Origin of the sequence: Kitasatospora sp. NPDC018058 (genome assembly GCF_044327205.1) — a bacterium.
Taxonomy (GTDB): Bacteria; Actinomycetota; Actinomycetes; order Streptomycetales; family Streptomycetaceae; genus Kitasatospora.
In genome coordinates this window covers 151,741-171,830 of sequence record NZ_JBIRFA010000008.1, presented here as the reverse complement: position 1 = coordinate 171,830, position 20,090 = coordinate 151,741, and the positions used below count along the sequence as shown (strand labels likewise).

General features: G+C 72.0%; 20 protein-coding genes. 7 read left to right on the top strand and 13 right to left on the bottom strand.

What is annotated here, in order from left to right; translation table 11 throughout:
• Nucleotides 1–52: 52 nt before the first annotated feature.
• Entirely contained in the window at nucleotides 53–1,018 is a 966-nt protein-coding gene (locus ACH4E7_RS13775) for an SGNH/GDSL hydrolase family protein (RefSeq protein WP_396249242.1), read from the top strand.
• A 62-nt stretch (nucleotides 1,019–1,080) separates the two neighbouring features.
• Nucleotides 1,081–1,569 (top strand): GNAT family N-acetyltransferase, encoded by a 489-nt coding sequence (locus ACH4E7_RS13770; protein WP_396249241.1) that lies wholly within the window; start codon nucleotides 1,081–1,083, stop codon nucleotides 1,567–1,569.
• Nucleotides 1,570–1,574: 5 nt separating this feature from the next.
• Here ACH4E7_RS13770 and ACH4E7_RS13765 read toward each other — a convergent pair whose 3' ends face one another.
• The gene (locus tag ACH4E7_RS13765) at nucleotides 1,575–2,267 is read right to left on the bottom strand and encodes an RraA family protein (protein WP_396249240.1); all 693 of its coding nucleotides are present in this window, start codon (nucleotides 2,265–2,267) and stop codon (nucleotides 1,575–1,577) included.
• A 149-nt stretch (nucleotides 2,268–2,416) separates the two neighbouring features.
• Between ACH4E7_RS13765 and ACH4E7_RS13760 the strand changes: the two genes are divergently transcribed.
• Nucleotides 2,417–3,010, top strand: a complete 594-nt coding sequence (locus tag ACH4E7_RS13760) for a Uma2 family endonuclease (RefSeq protein ID WP_396249239.1) — start codon at nucleotides 2,417–2,419, stop codon at nucleotides 3,008–3,010.
• 67 nt (nucleotides 3,011–3,077) lie between these two features.
• Here the strand turns inward: ACH4E7_RS13760 and ACH4E7_RS13755 are convergent, their stop codons facing one another.
• The 4 genes from ACH4E7_RS13755 to ACH4E7_RS13740 all read right to left on the bottom strand — a co-directional run bounded on the left by ACH4E7_RS13755 (nucleotide 3,078) and on the right by ACH4E7_RS13740 (nucleotide 7,934).
• Complete coding sequence (locus ACH4E7_RS13755) at nucleotides 3,078–4,007, bottom strand: proline dehydrogenase family protein (RefSeq protein WP_396249238.1); 930 nt, start codon at nucleotides 4,005–4,007, stop codon at nucleotides 3,078–3,080.
• 206 nt (nucleotides 4,008–4,213) lie between these two features.
• The gene (pruA, locus tag ACH4E7_RS13750; RefSeq protein WP_396249237.1) at nucleotides 4,214–5,842 is read right to left on the bottom strand and encodes an L-glutamate gamma-semialdehyde dehydrogenase; all 1,629 of its coding nucleotides are present in this window, start codon (nucleotides 5,840–5,842) and stop codon (nucleotides 4,214–4,216) included.
• Between the two features lie 212 nt (nucleotides 5,843–6,054).
• Nucleotides 6,055–7,341, bottom strand: coding sequence for an FAD-dependent oxidoreductase (locus ACH4E7_RS13745; RefSeq protein WP_396249236.1), 1,287 nt, complete (start codon nucleotides 7,339–7,341; stop codon nucleotides 6,055–6,057).
• Entirely contained in the window at nucleotides 7,338–7,934 is a 597-nt protein-coding gene (locus tag ACH4E7_RS13740; RefSeq protein ID WP_396249235.1) for a PadR family transcriptional regulator, read from the bottom strand. Before ACH4E7_RS13740 ends, ACH4E7_RS13745 begins: the two co-directional genes overlap by 4 nt.
• Nucleotides 7,935–8,081: 147 nt before the next feature.
• Between ACH4E7_RS13740 and ACH4E7_RS13735 the strand changes: the two genes are divergently transcribed.
• Nucleotides 8,082–9,683 carry a PucR family transcriptional regulator gene (locus ACH4E7_RS13735; protein WP_396249234.1) on the top strand — a complete coding sequence of 534 codons (1,602 nt, stop codon included), beginning with the start codon at nucleotides 8,082–8,084 and terminating at the stop codon, nucleotides 9,681–9,683.
• A gap of 96 nt (nucleotides 9,684–9,779) precedes the next feature.
• On the opposite strand, the gene ACH4E7_RS13730 is transcribed toward ACH4E7_RS13735, so the two are convergent.
• Nucleotides 9,780–10,952, bottom strand: coding sequence for a hypothetical protein (locus ACH4E7_RS13730; protein WP_396249233.1), 1,173 nt, complete (start codon nucleotides 10,950–10,952; stop codon nucleotides 9,780–9,782).
• Nucleotides 10,953–11,100: 148 nt separating this feature from the next.
• Between ACH4E7_RS13730 and ACH4E7_RS13725 the strand changes: the two genes are divergently transcribed.
• Nucleotides 11,101–11,559 carry a VOC family protein gene (locus ACH4E7_RS13725; RefSeq protein ID WP_396249232.1) on the top strand — a complete coding sequence of 153 codons (459 nt, stop codon included), beginning with the start codon at nucleotides 11,101–11,103 and terminating at the stop codon, nucleotides 11,557–11,559.
• Nucleotides 11,560–11,587: 28 nt separating this feature from the next.
• Here ACH4E7_RS13725 and ACH4E7_RS13720 read toward each other — a convergent pair whose 3' ends face one another.
• Complete coding sequence (locus tag ACH4E7_RS13720; RefSeq protein ID WP_396249231.1) at nucleotides 11,588–13,207, bottom strand: hypothetical protein; 1,620 nt, start codon at nucleotides 13,205–13,207, stop codon at nucleotides 11,588–11,590.
• Between the two features lie 326 nt (nucleotides 13,208–13,533).
• Here ACH4E7_RS13720 and ACH4E7_RS13715 point away from each other — a divergent pair, with 326 nt between their 5' ends.
• On the top strand, nucleotides 13,534–14,865 hold the full coding sequence (locus tag ACH4E7_RS13715) for an MFS transporter (protein ID WP_396249230.1): 1,332 nt from the start codon (nucleotides 13,534–13,536) through the stop codon (nucleotides 14,863–14,865).
• Between the two features lie 64 nt (nucleotides 14,866–14,929).
• On the opposite strand, the gene ACH4E7_RS13710 is transcribed toward ACH4E7_RS13715, so the two are convergent.
• On the bottom strand, nucleotides 14,930–15,868 hold the full coding sequence (locus ACH4E7_RS13710; RefSeq protein WP_396249229.1) for a BTAD domain-containing putative transcriptional regulator: 939 nt from the start codon (nucleotides 15,866–15,868) through the stop codon (nucleotides 14,930–14,932).
• 377 nt (nucleotides 15,869–16,245) lie between these two features.
• On the opposite strand from ACH4E7_RS13710, the gene ACH4E7_RS13705 reads away from it, so the two are divergent.
• Entirely contained in the window at nucleotides 16,246–16,746 is a 501-nt protein-coding gene (locus tag ACH4E7_RS13705; protein ID WP_396249228.1) for a CAP domain-containing protein, read from the top strand.
• 113 nt (nucleotides 16,747–16,859) lie between these two features.
• Here ACH4E7_RS13705 and ACH4E7_RS13700 read toward each other — a convergent pair whose 3' ends face one another.
• From ACH4E7_RS13700 to ACH4E7_RS13680, 5 genes are read right to left on the bottom strand one after another with little or no spacing between them, the layout of a single operon-like run.
• Nucleotides 16,860–17,255 carry a metal-sulfur cluster assembly factor gene (locus ACH4E7_RS13700; protein ID WP_396249227.1) on the bottom strand — a complete coding sequence of 132 codons (396 nt, stop codon included), beginning with the start codon at nucleotides 17,253–17,255 and terminating at the stop codon, nucleotides 16,860–16,862.
• Nucleotides 17,256–17,276: 21 nt separating this feature from the next.
• The gene (gene sufU, locus ACH4E7_RS13695; RefSeq protein ID WP_380610990.1) at nucleotides 17,277–17,723 is read right to left on the bottom strand and encodes a Fe-S cluster assembly sulfur transfer protein SufU; all 447 of its coding nucleotides are present in this window, start codon (nucleotides 17,721–17,723) and stop codon (nucleotides 17,277–17,279) included.
• Nucleotides 17,724–17,738: 15 nt separating this feature from the next.
• The gene (locus ACH4E7_RS13690; protein WP_396249226.1) at nucleotides 17,739–19,001 is read right to left on the bottom strand and encodes a cysteine desulfurase; all 1,263 of its coding nucleotides are present in this window, start codon (nucleotides 18,999–19,001) and stop codon (nucleotides 17,739–17,741) included.
• On the bottom strand, nucleotides 18,998–19,762 hold the full coding sequence (gene sufC, locus ACH4E7_RS13685) for a Fe-S cluster assembly ATPase SufC (RefSeq protein WP_033354871.1): 765 nt from the start codon (nucleotides 19,760–19,762) through the stop codon (nucleotides 18,998–19,000). Before sufC ends, ACH4E7_RS13690 begins: the two co-directional genes overlap by 4 nt.
• A gap of 6 nt (nucleotides 19,763–19,768) precedes the next feature.
• Entirely contained in the window at nucleotides 19,769–20,086 is a 318-nt protein-coding gene (locus ACH4E7_RS13680) for a bifunctional 3-phenylpropionate/cinnamic acid dioxygenase ferredoxin subunit (protein WP_153463212.1), read from the bottom strand.
• Between the last annotated feature and the right edge of the window lie 4 nt (nucleotides 20,087–20,090).

The following is a 20,090-nucleotide window of genomic DNA, read 5'->3' as shown; positions in this document are numbered from 1 at the left end:
TCCCCTTAGGGGGGTGAATCGCACTCTCCCCTGCACTCGTTGAGGAGAGACCGTGCCACGCCTCCTGTCCCGCCTCGCCGTTGCCGGCACCGCCGTCGCACTCGCCGCCGGCCTGATCACCCCCACCACCGCCGAGGCCGCCACCAGGCCCGCCACCCGCACCGGCGCGCTGCGGTGGGCCGCCCTCGGCGACTCCTACACGGCGGGCATGATCGAGGCCACCGGCGACCTGACTGAGCCCCGCGACGGCTGCGCCCGAACCACCGGGTCCTACCCCGAGCTCATCCGCCGCGACCTCGGCTCCCTGGTGAGCCTGCGCGACGTCAGCTGCAGCGGCGCCACCGGCAAGAACGTGTACGCGACCGCGCAGAGCCCGATCGGCCGCCCGCTCCCGCCGCTCGGCACCGACCCCGACGCGCCCTACCCGCCCGTCCCGCCGCAGATCGACGCGGTCGGCCCGGCCACCGACCTGATCACCGTCGGCGTGGGCGGCAACGACCTCGGCTTCGGCGAGATCCTCAAGAGCTGCATCGAACTCGGCGCCACCACCTTCGGCCAGGGCACGCCCTGCAAGGACAAGTACGACGCCGAACTGCCCGACCGGTTCAACCGCCTGCGCGCCGACTACGACCGGATGCTCACCGCGTTGCACGCCAGGGCCCCGTTCGCCAAGGTCCTCACCGTCGGCTACCCGCACCTGATGCCCGAGGACACCGACCTCTGCCGGTACGGCGACCTGCTGCAGTTCTCCACCTTCGCCACCGGCGACCTCGCCTGGGCCCGCGACGCCGTCCTCCGGCCGCTCAACGCGGTCATCGCCCAGGACGCCGCCGCCCACGGCGACACGTTCGTCGACCTCTACCCCGCCACCGCCGGCCACAGCGTCTGCGACTCCGACCACTGGCTGGACGGCGTGCTGACCAGCGTCCTCCCCCTCGAGTACGCCCTGGTCCACCCCAATGCCAAGGGCCAGGCCATCGTCGCCGCCCTGGTCGAGGACGCCGCCCTCGGCGGCTGACCGACGAGCGCCGTGCGGAAAACCACTGGCCGGACCACCTCTCCCCCGATCATCCTGTCCGAATGCCCATTCGCGAAGCCACCCCCGAGGACTGGCCGGCCATCTGGCCGTTCTTCCACGCCATCGTCGCCGCCGGCGAGACCTTCCCCTACCCCCTGGACATGTCCTCGGAGTTGGGCCGGGAATGGTGGATGCACTCCGCCCCCGACCACACCGTGGTCGCGGTGGACGAGGACGGACGCGTCGTCGGCACCGCCACCATGAACCGCAACCGCCCCGGAAACGGCTCTCACGTGGCCAGCGCCAGCTACATGGTCGACCCGGCCCACCACGGCCGGGGCATCGGCCGGGCCCTGGTCGAGTACTCCCTCGACTGGGCCCGCCGGGCCGGCTACCGCGCCATGCAGTTCAACGCGGTCGTCGCCAACAACCACCACGCCGTGAAGCTCTACCGGTCCCTCGGCTTCGAGATCGTCGGCACCGTCCCCGAGGCCTTCCTCCACCCGGTCGACGGCTACGTCGGCCTGCACGTCATGTACCGCCCTCTGTAAGGGACTTACTCCTCGATCGCCCCGCCGACCGTGCGCAGGTGCCTCCGGAAGCTGTACGCCGGACGGGCTGCGCGCAGCGCCAGGTACTCCTCGAACCTGGTCTGCTCGCGCAGCGTGTCGCCCGAGCGGATCCGCTCGGCCTGCGCACGCTCGGTACCGGCGATCCCGGCGGCCGCCTCCAGCACCTCCCCCACCCGGGCGGCCGGCACGAACAGCACCCCGTCCGCGTCCGCGAACACCACGTCGTCGGCGCCCACCAGGTGCGGCCCCACCCGCGCCGACACCAGCGCCTCCGGTTCCCGTTCGTCCAGCCGCATCGGCCCCAGCGGCAGCGCCCCGTAGCTGAACACCGGCAGCCCGATCTCCACCAGTTCCCGGGTGTCCCGGTGCAGCCCCCACACCACGATCCCGGCCACCCCGGCGGCCCGCGCCTCCAGCACGGCGAGATCCCCGATACAGGCCTCGTCCGTCCGCCCGCCGTTGTCGATCACCAGCACGTCCCCGTCCCGCGCCGCCCCGTACGCCTCCAGGAACACGTCCACACTCCCGTAGTGCCGCACCGGCAGCACCCGCCCCGCCACCCGGGCCCCCGGCACCACCCCACCGACCCCCACCGGCGCCGCCCGCAACCCCACCCCGACCCGCACACACGCATCCGCCACCACCGCGGCGGACAGCCCCTCGAACTGCTTCAGCATCCCCAACTCCTCCAGAAGAAAGCCTAGTTGACCAGCAGCGGGATCCTACGTCGGGCCTCAAACTCACACCATCGAGTGAAAGTCCGCCGTGTACTGCATAACCCGGCCCGGCGGCGAATAGCGTGACGCCCATCTGAAGGAGGGGCATCATGAGTGCTGTGGCGCATGAGCAACCGATCACGGGCTCCCCATCGCAGGCCGACATCCTGCTGGAGAGCTTTCTGAGCCTGCACTCCCCCGAAGGCTTCCGAGCTGAGCTGATCGAGGGAGAGATCATCGTGGCACCACCGCCGGACGGCGATCACGAGGACCACATCAGTCACCTGATCAAGCAGGTGATCCGGCGATCCAAAACCGACATGAGCGTGTCCGGCGGCAAGGGCCTCCGCCTGGTGAGCGGCGGTCTCTGCCCGAAGAACCACGTCATCCCGGACGCCACGTTCTCCCCCGAGGAGCTCCGCCTCTTCCGGGGCGCTCCGTCCTGGATGGAGCCGGACGGCGTCGCCATGGTGGCGGAAGTGACCTCCGCCAAGCCCGACCAGGACCGCGTCACCAAGCGCCACTGCTACGCCCGGGCCGAAATTCCGCTCTACCTCCTCATCGATCGGGAGAAGTCACAGGTCAGCCTCTTCGGCAAGCCGCACCGCGAGGAGTACACCGAGGTTCACCTGGCAGCCTTCGGCGAACCGCTCGCCCTCCCCGCCCCGTTCGGCTTCGAGCTCGACACCAAGCCCTTCCTCTAGGAACCACGGAACGGCCCGTACCCCCTCCCACACAGGGGGTACGAGCCGTTCCGGCATGCGGAGCGCGCTAGTTGCGGGTGGCCATGGCGCGCAGGAAGAAGGTCAGGTTGGCCGGGCGCTCGGCGAGGCGGCGCATGAAGTAGCCGTACCACTCCTGGCCGTACGGGAGGTACACGCGCATGGTGTTGCCCTCGCCGGCGAGGCGCAGCTGCTCCTCGGGGCGGATGCCGAACAGCATCTGGTACTCGAAGGAGTCCCGGGTGCGGTTGTTCCACTCGGCCAGCTGGCCGGCGATCTTGATCATGTTGGGGTCGTGCGAGGCGATCATCGGGTAGCCCTCGCCCGCCATCAGGATCTTCAGCGCGCGGACGTACGCGAGGTCGACCTCGTGCTTGCCCTGGAAGGCGACCGACTCGGGCTCCTTGTAGGCGCCCTTGCACAGACGCACGCGCGAGCCCGCGCCGGAGAACTCGCGGCAGTCGGCCTCGGTGCGGCGCAGGTAGGCCTGGAGGACGATGCCCAGCCAGGGGAAGTCCGCCCGCAGCTCGCGCGCGATGGCGAGGGTGGAGTCCGTGGTGGTGTGGTCCTCCATGTCGAGGGTCACCGTGGTGCCGGCGTCGGCGGCGGCCTCGCAGATGCGGCGGGCGTTCTCCAGCGCGATCTTCTCGCCGTCCACCGGCAGGAACTGGCCGACGGCCGACAGCTTGACCGACACCTCGGCGCCGGCCGCGAGGCCGGTCTCCTTGAGGGCCTTGAGCAGGTGCTCGTAGGCCTCGGCGGTGCCGGCGGCCTGGGCGGCGTCCTGGGTGTCCTCACCGAGGTGGTCAAGGGTGACCTTGCGGCCGGTGGCGACCAGGTCGTCGCAGGCGGTGACGGCGTCGTCGAGGGCCTCGCCCGCGACGAAACGCTCGACTATCGCGTGGGTCGGGGGGAACTTCTCGACCACGGTGCGGACCTGCGGGGACCGGGAGGCCGCGAGAAGGGCGGAACGGAGCATCGTGACTCCTGGAGCTGGTGTTTCCAAGGGTGGCAGAAAAGGGCCGGGGCGGCGGTACCACAGGAGGTGTCGCGCGCAGCGCGCCCAAGAAGGGTGGCGGCGGGCGACGGGTGGGACGCCGCCCCGGCGGGCGACGCCCGGCTGCGGGACCGGGCGTCGCGGGTGACCGATGGCCTCTACAGCGGACCGGTCGGCATCAGGGCTGGTCAGCCCATGTGCGGGTAGCGGTAGTCGGTCGGCGGGACGAAGGTCTCCTTGACCGAGCGGGTCGAGGTCCAGCGCGCCAGGTTCTGCTTGGCGCCGGCCTTGTCGTTGGTGCCGGAGGCCCGGCCGCCGCCGAAGGGCTGCTGGCCGACGACGGCGCCGGTCGGCTTGTCGTTGATGTAGAAGTTGCCGGCCGCGAAGCGCAGCTTGTGCATCGCGTCCTGGGCCGCCGCGCGGTCCTGGGCGATGATCGAGCCGGTCAGGCCGTACGACGACACCGACTCCATCTGCGCCAGCATCTCGTCGTACTTCTCGTCCTCGTAGACGTACACGGCGAGGATCGGGCCGAAGTACTCGTCGCGGAAGTACTCCGAAGCCGGGTCCTGGCACACGAGCACGGTCGGGCGGACGAAGTAGCCGACCGAGTCGTCGTAGGTGCCGCCGGCGAGGACCTCCACCTGCGGGTCGGCCTGGGCGCGGTCGATGGCGGCCTTGTTCTTGGCGAAGGCGCGCTCGTCGATGACCGCCGACATGAAGTTGGACAGGTCGGAGACGTCGCCCATGGTGAGGCCGTCGACCTCGGCGGCGAACTCGTCCTTCAGGCCGGCCCACAGCGAGGCCGGGACGTAGGCCCGCGACAGCGCCGAGCACTTCTGGCCCTGGAACTCGAAGGCGCCGCGGGTCATCGCGGTCTTCAGGACCTTCGGGTCGGCGGACGGGTGGGCGACCAGGAAGTCCTTGCCGCCGGTCTCGCCGACGATCCGCGGGTAGGTGCGGTAGCCGGCGATGTTCTCGCCCACGGAACGCCACAGGTGCTGGAAGGTGGCGGTGGAGCCGGTGAAGTGGATGCCGGCCAGCGCCGGGTGCTTGAGCGCCACGGCGGAGACATCCAGGCCGTCGCCGGTCACCATGTTGATGACGCCCTTGGGCAGGCCGGCCTCCTCCAGCAGCTGCATCAGCAGGTGCGCGGAGAACTGCTGGGTCGGGGACGGCTTCCACAGCACCACGTTGCCCATCAGCGCGGGCGCGGTCGGCAGGTTGCCGGCGATCGCGGTGAAGTTGAACGGGGTGATCGCGTAGACGAAGCCCTCCAGCGGGCGGTGGTCGCTGCGGTTCCACACGCCGTCCGAGGAGATCGGCTGCTCGGCCATGATCTGGCGGGCGAAGTGCACGTTGAAGCGCAGGAAGTCGACCAGCTCGCAGGGGGTGTCGATCTCGGCCTGCTGGGCGGTCTTGGACTGGCCGAGCATGGTGGCGGCGGCCAGGGTCTCGCGCCAGGGGCCGGCCAGCAGGTCGGCGGCCTTGAGGAAGATCGCGGCACGGGAGTCGAAGGAGAGCGCCTGCCAGGCCGGGGCCGCGGCCAGGGCAGCGTCGATGGCGTCCTGCGCGTCGGCCTGGGTGGCGTTGCGCAGGGTGCCGAGCCTCGCCGCGTGGTTGTGCGGCTGGACGACGTGGATCTCGGTGCCGCCGCCCATCCGGCGCTCACCGTTGATCGTCATGGTCAGCTGGACCGGCTCCTGGCCGCCCAGCTCCTTCAGCTTGGCCTCCAGACGGGCCCGTTCCGGGCTGCCGGGGGCGTAGCTGTGGACCGGCTCGTTCACCGGCGCGGGGACCTGGGTCACAGCGTCCATGAAGCGCACGCTCTCCTTCGTTCAGTGCGGGGGGATTGCCGGCGCGGGTCGCACGCCGGCCACAGCACGAACGCTATTCCTGCCCGCCCGGCCACATGATTGGCCGGGCGGCTAAATTCCCCCGTACGGCGTTGTCCGGGCCGACGAAAGGGGTCACGCGACGGTCACGACCGGCCCCACGGGCCCCACGGCCTCGTGGTCACGACCGCCCGTCAGGCGGCCCGCCCGTGACGGCCCGTCCCCGGGACCGGGGTCACCCGTCGGTCCCAGTCGATCCGGTAGCCGTGGACGGGCCGGAGCATCTTCTCCGGGCTCATGAAGGTCCGCATCGCGATCGGCGCGACCAGCTTGAACACCATCCGCCCGACCGCCCCGGAGGTCTTCTGGTTGTTGGTGCGGGCCGCGTCGGCGGCGATCTTCTCGACCCGGGGCCGGCGCATCGCCTCGTACGCGGCGAAGGCGGCGGTGTGGTCGGGCAGGTCGCGCAGGCAGCGGGCGAGTTCGACGGCGCTCTCGACGGCCAGCGAGACGCCCTGTCCGGAGCTGTTGGACGGCGCGTGCACCGAGTCGCCGACCAGCACCATCCGGCCGCGGTACCAGTGCGGGACGGACGGCATGATCTCCAGCCGGGGGAAGGTCTCCATGGTCTCCACGTCCGCCATCCGCAGGACCTCGCGGGCGGGCAGGTCCTCGGCGTGCAGCTCCCGGCAGCGGCGCAGCCACTCCGTCATGCCGACGGCGCGGACCTTCTCCGGGGTCAGCGGCTCGGGCTGCGGGATGTTGCTGAACCAGGCGGTCCCGCTGCCGTCGGCCAGACCCCAGTAGCCGAAGAAGGCGCGGGCGCCGTTGGCGAAGTGCACCGACTCGCCGCGGCCGGCCCGGCCGGGCAGCCGGTAGGAGCTGTAGCCGCCGATGCCGAGCAGACCGGTGTACTGCGCGGCGGGCGCGGCCGGGTCGATCAGGGTGCGGACGGTGGAGCCGGTGCCGTCGGTACCGATCAGCAGGTCGCCGGTGGCACTGCTGCCGTCGGCGAACCGGGCGGTGATGCCGTCGACGCCCTCCTCGGCGCCGACCAGCCGCTTGCCGTGGTGGATCGCGATGCCGGTCTCGCCGAGCCGCCGCTGCAACACCTCGTACAGTTCGGCGCGCCGCATCAACCGTCCGCGCGGCAGGTCGGCGAGGCCGGTGAACTCGGCCAGCACGCCGCCCTTGCCGTCCTCGATCACCATCGGGCCGACGGCCTGCCCGATCCGGTCGACGTCCGCCTCCAGCCCGACGAGGGCCAGCGCGCCGAGCCCGTTGGGTGCGATCATGAAGGTTCCGCCGATGCCCTCGGCGGAGGTCCGGTAGGCCTCGAAGATCTCCGCCTCGACGCCGGCCTTGCGCAGCGCCAGCGCCATCACCGGACCGGCGATGCCGCCGCCGATGATCAGGGCCTTCTTGGTGGTGCGGGTGGTGCCGGTGGTGCCGGTGGTGCCGGTGGTGCCGGTGGTGCTCATTCCAGGCTCCTCATGAATTCCTGCAGGGTCCGGTTGAAGTCCGGCTCCCCGAGCTGTCCGATGAGGCTCTCGGTGAAGCGCCGCTCGGCCTGCAGCAGCGCGAGGGCGTACTCCTCCTCGACGACGAACATCGGGTGGACGTCCATCTCGACGGCCTTGCGCAGCATCGCGCGCGAGGCGTCGATCCGGGCGTCCAGTGCCTCCAGCCGCCGGCCGAGCAGGTCGGCCGACTCCGCGGTCGGGAGCACCACGAGCAGGCACAGCGCCACGCCGAAGGCCGGGTACTCCTCCTGTGGTTCGGCGATCCACTCGCGCATCCAGTCCATGAGCTCCGTCTGGCCCTCGGGCGTGAGGGCGTAGACGGTGCGCTCCGGCCGCTGGGTGTCGCGGACGGTCTCCTGCTCGGCGACGAACCCGGCCTTCCGCAGCTGCTCCACGACCATGTACAGCGAGCTGCGGTTGTACTTGATGTTCCGGTCCTTGCCGTGCTCCTTGAGCCGGCGCCCCATCTCGTACGGGTGCATCGGCTCGGCTCCGAGCTCGGCCAGGACCGCGAGGGCCAGCGGGTTCGACACCTTGCGTCGCTTCGCCATGAGAACGTTCCTCATCACTTGGTCAGTACCGACTATCCAGCGTCGAATAGTCAGAGTCAACTATTTAGGAATGACGAACCACAACTCTGTCCGCCCGGCTAAAATCAACCACACGGCGTTGTCCGAGCGGATGAAGGAGGGCCCGGCGTGACCACCCCCGGTCTCCCGCTCCGCCGACTGCTGATGTCCCTGGGCGAGCCGCTGGTCGAACTCCAGGCCGCCCCACAGGGGTTGGACGTCCCGGTCCGCGACGTCGCGATCCTCGACCCGGAGGACCCGCCCACCGCCGCCCCCGGCGAACTCGTCCTCGCCATCGGCGCCCGGGGCCGCGCCGCCCTCCCCGCCCTGCGCGCCGCCGGCCGGGCCGGCGCCGCCGCCGTCGCGGTCAAGCTGGACGGCCCCGGCCAGGCCGACGCCCTGCGCGAGGCCGCCACCGACGCGGGCGTCGCCCTGCTGTCGGTGCGCCGGGAGACCCGCTGGGAGCACCTGGACTCGCTCGCCCGCGCGATCATCGCCGGTCCGGAGGCCCCGGACGCTCCCGGCGCCCCGGAGCCCAACGCGGGCGACCTCTTCTCCCTCGCCCAGACCGTCGCCGTGCTCACCAACGGCATCGTCTCGATCGAGGACACCTCCAGCCGGGTGCTCGCCTACTCCCGTTCCTCCGACTCCGACGAGGTCGACGACCTGCGCCGGCTGTCCATCCTCGGCTGGCAGGGCCCGGAGCCGTACCTCTCCAAGCTCCGCGAGTGGGGCATCTTCCAGCACCTGCGCACCTCGGACACCCCGATCGCGGTCGAGCCGCACCCCGAGCTCGGCCTGCGCCGCCGCCTCGCGGTCGGCATCCGGGCCGGGGCGCAGCCGCTCGGCACCATCTGGGTACAGGAGGGCGCCCAGCCGCTGGCCCCGCTGGCCGAACAGGCCCTGGTCGGCGCCGCCCGGGTGGCAGCCGCCCAACTGGTGCGCCGTCGCCGCGAGTTGTCCGCCGACGTCCGACTCACCCAGACCCTGCTGACCGGGCTGCTGGAGGGCTCCACCGGCCCGCAGTCGCTGGCCACCCACCTGGGCCTGGACGTGCGCCGCCCGGCCACCGTACTGGCGTACGGCGCTTACGCCACCGAGGCACTGCACCGCTCCGACGTCACCGGCCTGATCTCGGTGCACACCGCCGCCCGGCACCGCACCGCGCTGCTCGCCCCGATCGAGTCCCGGGTCTACGTGCTGCTGCCCGAGCTCCCGCCCGGCCTGCCGATGGCCACCGTGCGCGGCTGGGCGACCGAGGTGGTCACGGCGGCCCGGGAGCACCTCGGGGTGCCGCTGCGCGCGGCGATCGGCTCCACCGTCGACGGCCTGGCCCAGGTGCCCGACTCCCGCGCCCAGGCGGACCGGATCCTGGACGCCATGGGCCGCGGCGGGGTGGACCTCGACGTCGCGGCGCTGATCGACGTCCAGGCCGAGGTGCTGGTCAGCGAGGTGCTGGCGCTGCTCCAGGACCGCACCGGCCTGCGCGACCCGCGGCTGACCGCGCTCACCGAGTACGACCGCCGGCACGGCACCCGGCTCGCCGAGTCGGTGCTCGCCTGGCTGGACGCGCTCGGCGAGGTCCGGGTCGCCGCCGACGCCCTGCACATCCACCCCAACACCCTGCGCTACCGGGTCCGCCGCGCCGAGCAGTTGACCGGCATCGACCTCGCCCAGCCACAGCAGCGGCTGCTGGCGATGCTGCAACTGCGACTGCCCGCGGACGAGTAGTCCGCAGGCGGCACCCCCTTCGGAATCGACGCCCGTCACTCACCGACAGGTGCCGACCGGCGACTCACCCATGAGCAGCGCTCTCCCGGGACCGGGTCATCCGCGCCCTGCCCGCCACTGCTCCCAGGCCGCCAGCCACAGCTGCTCGGCCAGCCGGTGCTCCTCCCAGACCGCGGCCCCGCCGCCGCCCGGCCGCTCCCGCCACAGCTGCTCCCAGGCCCGCTGCGCCGGCAGGCTGGCCACCTCGCTGGCGAACACCGTGTACCGGACGACCTCCTCCACGGCCGCCTCACCCGCCGACGTGCCGATCAGCCAATGCGTCTGCTGGGACAGCCGGTTGAGGTGGTTCACCATCGAGGTCACCGCCGCCGCGGCCTCCTCCCGGGTCTCGGTGGCGAGCCGCATCTGCTGGCGCACCGCCGTCTCCCAGCGCACCGCGCAGGCGTCCCCGCGCAGCGCCCGCGGCAGCCTCGGTGTGCGCCCCACCCGGACCTGCGCCTCGATCGCGGCGGTCTCCGCGATGCTCTGCGCGATCAGCTCCCGGTGCGCCTCCAGCCCGATCACGGGCGGCAGTTCACGCTCCTCGACCGGTACGTACCGGGCCCGCCGGGAGGCGAGGTCGCGCAGCAGGTCGGTGCGCCCGCTCAGATAGCGCTCGAAGTCCCCTATCCCGCCGAGCTCCACACCGCCGGGGACGACCCCGCGCCCGCACACCGTGACGGTCAGTCCGCCGACCCGCAGCCGCCCGGCCCAGACCGGCCCGGCCGACTGCGCTCCACCCGGCTGGGCTCCGCCCGGCGCCACCGGCCGGTCCTCGTGCACCTCCACCGCGCAGGGCTCGCCGTCCACGGTGATCCACTCGCGCAGCGCCCGCACCCGGCCCGGCCCGTCGCCCTCGTCGATGCCCAACTGCTCGTAGACGCGGTCCCGTTCGTCCTCGACCACGTCCTCCAGCTCGGGCAGCAGCTCGACGTGCTCGGCCCCCGGCCGGTAGGTGCGCACGGTCACGTACGGTCCGGCCGCGGACGTCCAGTCGCCGCACTGCACCTCGACCCAGCGCAGCTCGCCACCGCAGGTCTCGAAGGCGGCCAGCGCCTCGCCGCGGCGGGCCGGCCCGGCGGTCACGCCGTACACCGGGAAGTCGAGCGCGGCCAGGGTCCGGCGGGAGAAATCCTCCTGGTCGGCGCAACGATCCCGCCCGCCCAGCCGGGTCGGGCCTGGCCCTCCGTCGTTGCGCTCCTGGGGCCTTCCGCCGCTCTCCCGCACCATCCTGTGCCGCACCCCCGAGTTCTCGCGCCCGCACCGCTGACGCCACCTTACGTGCCCGGAGCTGCCGGGTCATCAGCTCGGCTGCCCTCCGGGGGCGGTGGCCGTGTCAGGCGGCCCGGTTGTCAGCCGCCCTCCCTACGCTGGCCGTATGACCGCACAGAGCACGCCGGAGCAGCACGGCTTCCCCGCCCGGATCAGCATCGTCACCCTCGGGGTCTCCGACCTCGACCGCAGCGCCCGCTTCTACGAGAGCCTCGGCTGGAAGCGCTCCGCCGCCTCCAGCCCGGAGATCGTCTGGTTCCGCACCGCCGACTCGGTGCTCGGCCTCTTCCCGACCGAGGAGCTGGCCGCCGACGCGGGCGTCCCCTCGACCGGCGAGCCCTCCTTCCGCGGCGTCACCCTCGCGGTGAACCTGGAGTCCCCCGCGCTGGTGGACGCCGCGCTGCGGACGGCGGTCGAGGCCGGCGCCGTGGTGGTCAAGCCGCCGGTCCCGACCGGCTGGGGCGGCTACTCCGGCTACTTCGAGGACCCGGACGGGCACCTGTGGGAGCTGGCCCACAACCCGTTCTTCCCCTTCACCGAGGACGGCTCGCTGGACCTCCCGTGAAGCGCCGCCCCGGACATGGCCCCAGGGCCTAGCCCCGGGACCGCGCCTTGAAGGCCGCCTTGCGCGCCTCCTTGGCCAGCGCCCGGTCCGGGTGCAGCTCGCCGATCGCCTCCAGGACGTCCGCCGTGTACGGGTGGTCGACCCGCCACAGCTCGCCGAACCACTCCGCCGGATCGCCGTTCACCGGCAGGTCGGTGATCAGCTCGCGCAGCAGCTCGGCGTCGCCGCCGTTGTCCAGCAGCTGGGCGGCGAAGGTGTCGATCACCGTCCACAGCGCCATCGCCCGATCCGGGACCGGCACGTCCGCCGCGCCCTGCGCGGACAGCCAGGCCCTGGCCGCTCCGCCCAGCTCCGGGTCGTCCAGCACCTCCCGGACGGCGGGCTCGGCGCCCGGCCCCAGCAGGTTGAGTGCCGAGACGCACAGCATCCGGCGCAGCGGCCCGTACCCGTCGTCGCCGCGCGCCGCCGCCAGCAGCTCGCGGGCCGCCGCCGCCGGCTCCCGGCCGGCGATCCAGACCCTGAGCTCCTCCTCCGGCAGCACATTGGCCGACTCGCACACCCCGCGCAGCAGCTCGGCCGCGTTCCCCTGGGCCAGCTCGCCGACCAGCGGCGCGTCGTAGCCGTCCTCCAGCAGCCACTGCCGGATGCCGTACTGACCGAGCGGGGTGAGCCGGACCAGCCCGAAGCGGGCCGACTCCTCCTCGTCCAGCGGCGCCTCCCCGACAACGGCCGGCTCCTCGCCCTCCTCCTCGTCGAACAGCTCCGGGTCGATCGGACGGTAGTCCAGCAGACCCAGCTCGGCGAGGTCGCCCAGCATCGGGTCCAGCGCGACCATCACATCGGTGATGTCCCCGAGCAGCTCCTCGCTCGGCTCCTCGCCCTCCGGCACCACCAGCAGCGCGGCCAGCACGCCCAGCGGCACCGTCTCGTTGCCCGGCTCGGCGAAGGCGGTGGTCTCGTACAGCACCTGCAGCGCCTCGTCGAGCAGCTCGGCGGCGGCCTCCCGGGCCTCCTCGACCTCGGAGAGCCCGTCCTCGTCCTCCCCGGCGGCTTCGGCCTCCTCGGACGGCTCCGTCGGCTCTTCCGGCATCGAGTCCGCCTCCACCGCCAGCTCCCGGACGATCCCGGCGGCGGTCAGCCACAGCTCCAGGACGGTCTCCGGGTCCCCCTGCTCGGCGGGTTCCAGATCCGGCCCCGGCACCGCGACGTGCTCCCCGGCCGCGGTCGTCCCCAGCTCCACCAGGTCCAGGTCGCAGGCCAGCGACCAGGCCCGCAGCGCCTCGACCTCGGCCTCCTCGGGGACCTCGCCCTCGGCCGGGGCCAGCCCCAGCAGCCGCGCCGCGGATGCCTGGTCCTCCTCGACCAGGTCGCCGAACTCGTCCACCACCCGGTGCGGGGCGGCCCAGCGGGCCAGCGCCAGGGCGTAGCCGAACATCGGCACGGCCTTCGCCTGCTCGGCCAGCTCCTGGTCGGCCGGCAGCTTCACCGGCGGCACCAGGACGGCGGCGTCGTCCAGGTCCTCGTCGTCCAGGCCGTGCGCGGCGAACGCCCCGTAGAGGTCCTGCAGCTCCATGTCGGCCGGCAGGACCGCCTCGGCCGCGCTCTCTCCCGCCGAAGCCCCGGCGTTCTTCCGACGTCGTCCGGCCATCGTTGTGCGCTCTCCCTCAGCCAGCGGTCAGCCCCATCAGCGCCGCGTACCCGTCTACCACCTCAGCGTATAGGTCGGGCACCCCCGATGCCCGGCCTCAAGGGGCGCGTACAGGGGCGCGCGCCGCCGGTTTGCGCCCACCCTTTATCCTTCGAACTGGTACCCGCGCACACCCCGCGCGGTCCACCGGGCAACGAAGCCCGAATCCTCAGCTCATCCGCTCCACCAGGGAGCCCCGCACCGCGGCCACCACCACAGCGCCTCCGGACGGGCGCGCCGGCACATCCCGCCGACCCGGTGGTGCCCTGCCACAGGAGACCCCTCACATGGCGGACCTCTCCCCCGCCGGCGCCGTGCTGCCCACCGCGCAGCTCGACGGACGCCGACTGTCGGAGGCCCTGCTCCCCCTGGAGCTCGCGCCGCGCGCCCAGCTCCAGCTCTCCGCGATCAGCCGCTGGAACGCGATGCGCGGAGTCCGCGTCGGCCTGGTCTCGGTCGCCCTGCTGCTGATGCTGATCGGTGCCAACCTGGCGACGCCGATCTACCCGCTCCTCCAGCAGCGCCTCGGGCTCGGCCCGCTCGACACCACGATCCTCTTCACGATCTACGTCTTCGCGCTGGTCCCGGTGCTGGCCATCGTCGGCCACTGGTCCGACCACCTCGGCCGTCGTGCCCTGATCCTGCCCGCCGTCGCGCTGGCCGCCGCCGGCGACGTCGTGTTCGCCACCTCCGGCAGTTTCTGGCAGCTCGCCGCCGGCCGGGCGATCCAGGGCATCGCGGTCGGCCTGTCCACCGGCGCCGCCGGGGCCGCCCTCGGCGACCTGCTGCCGGATCACCCGACCCTGGCCGCCAAGCTCACCCTGGCCTGTTCCGCGGGCGGCGTCGCGCTCGGCCCGATCGTCGGCGCCCTGCTGGCCAACGGCTCGGACCCGCTGCTGACGCCCTTCCTGCTGCACGCCATCGCGCTCCTGGCGCTCTGCGTGCCACTGGCCGTGGTCCACCCGCGGATGCCCGGGCGCAACCGTCCGCCGGCCTCCCCGCCGCGCATCACCACCCCGGCCCACCTGCGCCCGCAGCGCCTGCGGCTGCCGCGTGCGGGGCGCCGCGAGTTCCTGCTCGCCGCCGGTGCCGGGTTCATCTCGTACGGCGTCTTCGGCGTCTACCTGGCCCTCGCCCCGTCCTTCTCCGCCAAGCTGCTGCACACCTCCTCGCACCTGACCGGCGCGATCGTGGCCGCCCTGCTGCTCGGCTCCTCGGCCGCCGCCCAGTTGATCGTCCCGCCGACCGCCGACCGCCTGGTCATCGCCCTCGGCATGACCGGCCTGGCCACGGGCCTCGGCCTGGTCGTCGCCGCCGGGTACACCGGCACCCCGGCGCTGCTCTTCATCGGCAGCGTCCTCGGCGGCATCTGCCAGGGCGTGGCCTTCCGCTCCCTGTTCACCACCGCCGTCGCCGCGATGAACCCGGAACGCCGAGGCTCCGAGCTCTCCGCCCTCTGGATCATCGTCTACCTCGGCAGCTCCGCCCCCATCATCGCCGTCGGCGCCCTGGTCCAGCGCTACGGCCTCCTCCCCGCCGTCAGCGGCTTCGCGACCCTGGCGGCCCTCCTCTGCACGGCCCTGGCCATCGCCGTGGCCCGCAAGCCCACGACACGCTGACACCAACGGCACATGCCACCGCCCGGGACTCGACCGTCCCGGGCGGTGGCATTTCACCCTGGACCTACGGGTTCCAGGGATTCCATCCCTCGGTGCTGATCTCGAAATCGAACGGCTTCGGCAGCCGGACGACTTCGCCGAACTTCCACTCCCCCAGCACCTCGTACGTCCCCTCAGCCTTGTTCGGCTCAGCGAACAGCGTCACACCGGGCTGTCGCGGGTCGCGATCGACCAACAGGTGGTACGGAATCCCGGTCCGCGCGTACCCGCTCCACTTGACCAGCTGCCGCAACCGCGCCGGAGCCGACAACCCCAGCTCCGCCCGCAGGCGCCGCTCGTAGCGTTCGACGTCCTGCAGGGCCTCGCCGGGGTTGCCCTCGGCGAGGTGGGCCCGGATCAGCGAGGCCTGGCTGCTCTCGCGCAACGGGTCGGCGCGGACGGCGGCGCCGGCGGCGGCCACCGCCTCGGGGAAACGACGGGCGCCGACGAAGGCGCGGGCCAGGGCCTCGAGCGCGTGGACCCGCAGGCGCCGCCAGTTGTCGGCCTCCAGCAGCGTCCAGTCCTCGTACCAGCCCGGCAGCAGGTCCGCCGAGAGGTCCTCGACGGCCGCCAGCCCGAGGCCCGCCCGGGCGGGGACCGCACCGGGCGCCAGGATCCGGTGGGCCAGCGTCCTCGCCTCGCGGATGTCCACGCCGACGCCGTCGGCCAGCCTCAGCTCGGTCGGGCCGACCTCCAGTGCCTCCCGGCCCGCCGCCGGGAGCCGGGACAGCGCCGAGCGCAGGCTCGCGTACGCGCAGCGCTCCGCGGCGTCCGGCCAGAGCGTCCCGGCCACCAGCGCGCGCGGCACCCTCCCGTTGCAACACAGCGCCACGAAGGCGAGTAAGCGCTCCGCCCCCGCGGACAGGGCCACCGACGCGGCATCGACCGAGAGGTCGAAGCCGCCGAGCAGAGCGAGCCGCACGCCTGGCCCGGGGGCCGGGGAGCGCCGATCGCCGCAGGCCATCGCACCGCCGTCTCTTCGTGTACGGATCTGCCCCTTCTCCATGCTCCGCCGCCCGCTCTGCACTGTCGACCGCAAACGCCACGTGCGCGGCGGCCAGGTCCAGCCCGTTGATCCCCGTCGGCGGCGCGGGCGGCGTCACCCGCTCGTGAGCGTGGTGCTGATCGCCGGACCCACCGGGCACAGCGGCGTCACGGCTGTGTCACGCCCCCCTCGGAAGATCGCAGATATGAGGGCGGACGGGCGGATCCGCTGGGCGCACGACTCATCGCAGTGGAGCAGACGGTGCCGAGAGCGCCCGCACCCCCGCCGCGGGTGGCGGCACGAACGGCATCCCTACGCCCTCCACAGTCCCGAGCAAGCCCGAGAAAGGGACCACGATGCATATCAACACCCGCACCGCGCGGCGCCTGTCAGCCATCCTCGCCGTCCCCGTGCTGCTGCTCACCGGAGGACCGATCTCCGTGGCGGTTCCCAGCACGGCGACCGTCGCACCCGCCCTCGCCCCCACCCAGGGAGACACGGGCAGCGTGCTGACCCTGGTCAACAAGGCACGGGCCGACGCGGGCTGTCCGGCCCTCAACGTGAACTCCCAGCTCGTCCAGGCGGCCCAGGCCCACAGCAACGACATGGCGAAGACCGGGACGCTGTCCCACACCGGCTCCGACGGGTCCAGCGCCGGTGACCGCGTCACCAAAGCCGGTTACAGGTGGAGCGCCTACGCCGAGAACATAGCCCAGGGCTACGGCAGTGCGCAGGCCACCTTCGACGGCTGGATGAACAGCTCGGGCCACAAGGCCAACATGCTCAACTGCGCCTACAAGGACACCGGCATCGCCGACACGAACGGCTACTGGACCCAGGTCTTCGCCACACCCTAGTGACCACCCGGGACCTCCCGCGCCGCCTCCGCCACGTCCCCTACGAAACGGAGAACGCCGCTGCCCGGAACGGAGAAACCGTCCCGGGCAGCGGCGTTCGCGCAGAGAAGATCTCAGACGTTGAAGCCGAGCGCGCGGAGCTGCTCGCGGCCGTCGTCGGTGATCTTGTCCGGGCCCCACGGCGGCATCCAGACCCAGTTGATCCGCAGGTCCTTCACCAGACCGTCGGTGGCGGTCTTGGCCTGGTCCTCGATGACGTCGGTCAGCGGGCAGGCCGCCGAGGTGAGCGTCATGTCGATGGTGGCCACGTCGGACTCGTCGATGTGGATGCCGTAGATCAGGCCCAGGTTGACGACGTCGATGCCCAGTTCGGGGTCGACGACGTCCATCAGGGCCTCGGTCAGGTCCTCGACCGACACGGTGCCGGCGGTGGTGCCGACGATGACGCCGTTCGGCTGCTCCTCCGCAGTGGAGGCCTGGGCGTCGGTGGTGGTGTTCTCGTCACTCATGGTCTGTCCTCCTTCGCGGGGTCAGTCGTTGGCGGGGTGGGCGAGGGCCTGGGCGGTGGCGTCCTTCCAGGCCATCCAGCTGAGCAGGGCGCACTTGACCCGGGCCGGGTACTTGGAGACGCCGGCGAACGCGACCGCGTCCTCCAGCACCTCCTCGTCGCCCTCGCCCTGGCCCTTGCTCTGCATCAGCTCCAGGAAGGCCTCCTGGACCGCCTGCGCCTCACCGACGGTCTTGCCGACCACCAGGTCGTTCAGCACCGAGGCGCTGGCCTGGCTGATCGAACAGCCCTGGGACTCGTACGAGACGTCGGCGACCGTCGCGCCGTCGAGCTTCACCCGCAGGGTGATCTCGTCGCCGCACGTCGGGTTGACGTGGTGCACTTCGGCGTCGCCGTCCCGCAGCCCCTTGCCGTGGGGATTGCGGTAGTGGTCCAGGATGATGTCCTGGTACATCGAGTCGAGCTTCATGTCCTGCGCGTCCCGTCAGCCGAAGAAGTTCCGGACGTGGTGCAGGCCGTCGATCAGCGCGTCGACCTCGCCCGGCGTCGAGTACAGGTAGAACGACGCCCGCGTGGTCGCCGGAATTCCGTACCGCAGGCAGACCGGCCGCGCGCAGTGGTGCCCGACGCGTACGGCGATGCCCTGCTCGTCCAGCACCTGGCCAACGTCGTGCGGGTGGATGTCGCCGAGGGTGAAGGAGATCGCGGCACCGCGGTCCACGGCCGTGCGCGGGCCGATGATCCGCAGCTCCGGCACCTCCAGCAGGCGCTCCACCGCGTACTCGGTGATCGCGTGCTCGTGCGCCGCGATCTTCTCCATGCCGATGCCCTGGAGGTAGTCGATCGCCGCGCCCAGCCCGACCGCCTGGGCGATCGGCGGGGTACCGGCCTCGAACTTGTGCGGCGCCGGGGCATAGGTGGACGAGCCCATGGTGACGGTCTCGATCATCTCGCCGCCGCCGAGGAACGGCGGGAGGTCCTCCAGCAGCTCCTGGCGGCCCCACAGCACGCCGATGCCGGTCGGGGCCAGCATCTTGTGGCCGGTGAAGGCGACGAAGTCGGCCTCCAGCGCCTGCACGTCCAGCACCATGTGCGGCGCGGCCTGCGAGGCGTCGATGACGACCAGCGCGCCGACCGACTGGGCCTTGCGGACGATCGTCTCGACCGGGTTGATCGTGCCCAGCAGGTTGGAGACCAGGGTGAAGGAGACCACCTTGGTCTTCTCGGTGATCAGCTCGTCGATGTTCGACAGGTCGAGCCGGCCCTCGTCGGTCAGCCCGAACCACTTGAGCTTCGCACCGGTGCGCTGCGACAGCAGCTGCCACGGGACGATGTTGGAGTGGTGCTCCATCTCCGTGATCACGATCTCGGAGTCGGCGTCCACCCGGTACGGCTCGTCGGCCCAACCGAGCATGTTGGCCACGAGGTTGAGCGACTCCGAGGCGTTCTTGGTGAAGATCACCTCGTTGCGGCTCGGCGCGTTGATGAACGCCGCGACCTTGTCGCGGGCGCCCTCGTACAGCGCCGTGGCCTCCTCGGCGAGCACGTGCACGCCGCGGTGGACGTTGGCGTTGTGCCGCTCGTAGTAGGCGGTCAGGGCCTCCAGCACCTGGCGCGGCTTCTGCGAGGTGGCCGCGTTGTCCAGGTAGACCAGCGGCTTCCCCTCGTGCAGCACGCGCTGCAGGACCGGGAAGTCCTTGCGGATCGCGTCGGTGTCGAGCAGACCGGACAGCGGGGTATGGGTCACTCGGAAGCGCCGCCCTTCACATACGCCTCGTAGCCCTCGTTCTCCAGCTTGTCGGCCAGCTCGGCACCACCGGACTCGACGATGCGGCCGCCCGCGAAGACGTGGACGTAGTCGGGCTTGATGTACCGCAGGATGCGGGTGTAGTGGGTCACCAGCAGGGTGCCGACCTCGCCGGTCGAGCGCACCCGGTTGATGCCCTCGGAGACGATCCGCAGCGCGTCGACGTCCAGGCCGGAGTCGGTCTCGTCGAGGATCGCGATCTTCGGCTTGAGCAGCTCCAGCTGGAGGATCTCGTGGCGCTTCTTCTCACCGCCGGAGAAGCCCTCGTTGACGTTGCGCTCGGCGAAGGCCGGGTCCATCTGGAGGGCGGCCATCGCCTCCTTGACCTCCTTCACCCACAGCCGCAGCTTCGGGGCCTCGCCGCGGACGGCGGTGGCGGCGGTGCGCAGGAAGTTGCTGACCGAGACACCCGGGACCTCGACCGGGTACTGCATGGCCAGGAACACGCCGGCCTTGGCGCGCTCGTCGACGGACATCTCCAGGACGTCCTCGCCGTCCAGCAGCACCGAGCCGCCGGTGACGGTGTACTTGGGGTGGCCGGCCAGCGAGTAGGCCAGGGTGGACTTGCCGGAGCCGTTCGGACCCATGATGGCGTGGGTCTCGCCCTGCTTCACGGTCAGGTCGACGCCCTTCAGGATCTCGCGCGGGCCGCTCTCGGCCTCGACGGAGACGTGCAGGTCGCGGATTTCAAGGGTTGCCATGTGTACTCAGGACTCCTGGTTGACGGAGACGAGCACATCGTCCCCTTCGATCTTTACGGGGTAGACAGCGACCGGCTTGGTGGCGGGCAGGCCGGAGGGCTTGCCGGTGCGCAGATCGAAGCTGGAGCCGTGCAGCCAGCACTCGATCATGCAGTCCTCGACCTCGCCCTCGGAAAGCGAGACGTTCGCGTGCGAGCAGATGTCGTTGATCGCGAACACCCCCTCGTCGGTGCGGACGACGGAGACCGGCACGCCGTTGAGGTCCACGCGCTTGGGCACGTCCTCCTGGAGGTCGCTCAGCGCGCAGGCACGGAGGAAGGTCATCGTG

Coding starts and splice junctions, on each gene's coding strand:
- ACH4E7_RS13770 (WP_396249241.1), top strand. CDS start 1,081: ATGCCCATTCGCGAAGCCACCCCCGAGGACTGGCCGGCCATCTGGCCG.
- ACH4E7_RS13765 (WP_396249240.1), bottom strand. CDS start 2,267: ATGCTGAAGCAGTTCGAGGGGCTGTCCGCCGCGGTGGTGGCGGATGCG.
- ACH4E7_RS13760 (WP_396249239.1), top strand. CDS start 2,417: ATGAGTGCTGTGGCGCATGAGCAACCGATCACGGGCTCCCCATCGCAG.
- ACH4E7_RS13755 (WP_396249238.1), bottom strand. CDS start 4,007: ATGCTCCGTTCCGCCCTTCTCGCGGCCTCCCGGTCCCCGCAGGTCCGC.
- pruA (WP_396249237.1), bottom strand. CDS start 5,842: ATGGACGCTGTGACCCAGGTCCCCGCGCCGGTGAACGAGCCGGTCCAC.
- ACH4E7_RS13745 (WP_396249236.1), bottom strand. CDS start 7,341: ATGAGCACCACCGGCACCACCGGCACCACCGGCACCACCGGCACCACC.
- ACH4E7_RS13740 (WP_396249235.1), bottom strand. CDS start 7,934: ATGGCGAAGCGACGCAAGGTGTCGAACCCGCTGGCCCTCGCGGTCCTG.
- ACH4E7_RS13730 (WP_396249233.1), bottom strand. CDS start 10,952: ATGGTGCGGGAGAGCGGCGGAAGGCCCCAGGAGCGCAACGACGGAGGG.
- ACH4E7_RS13725 (WP_396249232.1), top strand. CDS start 11,101: ATGACCGCACAGAGCACGCCGGAGCAGCACGGCTTCCCCGCCCGGATC.
- ACH4E7_RS13720 (WP_396249231.1), bottom strand. CDS start 13,207: ATGGCCGGACGACGTCGGAAGAACGCCGGGGCTTCGGCGGGAGAGAGC.
- ACH4E7_RS13715 (WP_396249230.1), top strand. CDS start 13,534: ATGGCGGACCTCTCCCCCGCCGGCGCCGTGCTGCCCACCGCGCAGCTC.
- ACH4E7_RS13710 (WP_396249229.1), bottom strand. CDS start 15,868: ATGGCCTGCGGCGATCGGCGCTCCCCGGCCCCCGGGCCAGGCGTGCGG.
- ACH4E7_RS13705 (WP_396249228.1), top strand. CDS start 16,246: ATGCATATCAACACCCGCACCGCGCGGCGCCTGTCAGCCATCCTCGCC.
- ACH4E7_RS13700 (WP_396249227.1), bottom strand. CDS start 17,255: ATGAGTGACGAGAACACCACCACCGACGCCCAGGCCTCCACTGCGGAG.
- sufU (WP_380610990.1), bottom strand. CDS start 17,723: ATGAAGCTCGACTCGATGTACCAGGACATCATCCTGGACCACTACCGC.
- sufC (WP_033354871.1), bottom strand. CDS start 19,762: ATGGCAACCCTTGAAATCCGCGACCTGCACGTCTCCGTCGAGGCCGAG.
- ACH4E7_RS13680 (WP_153463212.1), bottom strand. CDS start 20,086: ATGACCTTCCTCCGTGCCTGCGCGCTGAGCGACCTCCAGGAGGACGTG.